General features: G+C 65.6%; 2 protein-coding genes. Both read left to right on the forward strand.

Annotated elements, in window-relative coordinates; translation table 11 throughout:
* Window positions 1-1,108: pyruvate dehydrogenase complex E1 component subunit beta (locus EOA60_RS32665; protein WP_128312601.1), on the forward strand; the 1,108-nt coding region annotated here is incomplete at its 5' end.
* A gap of 18 nt (window positions 1,109-1,126) precedes the next feature.
* On the forward strand, window positions 1,127-1,464 hold a 338-nt coding region (locus tag EOA60_RS32670; RefSeq protein ID WP_128312602.1), incomplete at its 3' end, for a biotin/lipoyl-containing protein.

Consider the following 1,464-nt stretch of genomic DNA (forward strand, 5'->3'; position numbering starts at 1 on the left):
GCCCAAGGCTGAAGCGGCCGCGCCGGCACCGGCGCCCGCCGCGGCCAAAAGCGAGGCGGCTGCGCCTGTCGCCGCCGCGCCGAAGGCGGAAGTCGCGGCCGATCCGGACATCCCTGCCGGCACCGAAATGGTCTCGACCACGGTGCGCGAGGCGCTGCGTGACGCGATGGCCGAGGAAATGCGCCGCGACGGCGATGTCTTCGTCATGGGCGAGGAAGTTGCCGAATACCAGGGCGCCTACAAGATCACGCAAGGCCTGCTGCAGGAGTTCGGGCCGCGCCGCGTCGTCGATACCCCGATCACCGAGCATGGCTTTGCCGGCGTCGGTGTGGGCGCGGCGATGGCAGGCCTGAAGCCGATCGTCGAGTTCATGACCTTCAACTTCGCCATGCAGGCGATCGATCAGATCATCAATTCGGCCGCCAAGACACTCTATATGTCCGGCGGCCAGATGGGCGCGCCGATCGTCTTCCGCGGCCCGAACGGCGCCGCGGCCCGTGTCGCCGCCCAGCACTCGCAGTGCTACGCCGCCTGGTACAGCCACATCCCCGGCCTGAAAGTGGTGATGCCTTACACGGCCGCCGACGCCAAGGGCCTGCTCAAGGCCGCGATCCGCGATCCGAACCCGGTCATCTTCCTCGAGAACGAGATTCTCTACGGCCAGTCCTTCGACGTGCCGAAGCTCGACGATTTCGTGCTGCCGATCGGCAAGGCGCGTGTGCACAAGCAGGGCAGGGACGTCACCCTCGTCTCCTTCGGCATCGGCATGACCTATGCGGTCAAGGCCGAGGCCGAACTGCGCGGCATGGGCCTTGACGCCGAGATCATCGATTTGAGAACCGTCCGTCCGCTCGACTTCGATACCATCATCGCCTCGGTCAAGAAGACCAACCGGCTGGTCGTGGTGGAGGAAGGCTTCCCGCAGAGCTCGGTCGGCGACCACATCGCCAGCCAGGTCTCGCAGCGCGCCTTCGACTTCCTCGATGCGCCGGTCATCACCATCGCCGGCAAGGATGTGCCGATGCCTTACGCGGCGAACCTCGAAAAGCTGGCGTTGCCCAATGTCGGCGAGGTCGTCGAGGCGGTCAAAGCCGTCACCTATCGCTGAGCCGGTCGGGAGGACAACATGCCAATCAACATCACCATGCCGGCTCTCTCGCCCACCATGGAAGAGGGCAATCTCGCCAAGTGGCTGGTCAAGGAAGGCGATCATGTTGCGCCCGGTGACGTGATCGCGGAGATCGAGACCGACAAGGCGACGATGGAAGTCGAAGCGGTCGATGAGGGCACAGTCGCTAAGCTGGTCGTTCCGGCAGGCACCGAAGGCGTCAAGGTCAATGCGGTGATCGCCATTCTGGCAGGCGAAGGCGAGGACGCCGGTGCTGCCGCAAAGAGCGATGGCGGTGCGGCGCCCAAGGCGGAGGCTCCGAAAGCGGACCCTGCGAAGGCCGAGGCGCCCAAGGA

It is taken from the genome of Mesorhizobium sp. M1A.F.Ca.IN.020.06.1.1, assembly GCF_004023265.1.
Lineage (GTDB): Bacteria > Pseudomonadota > Alphaproteobacteria > Rhizobiales > Rhizobiaceae > Mesorhizobium.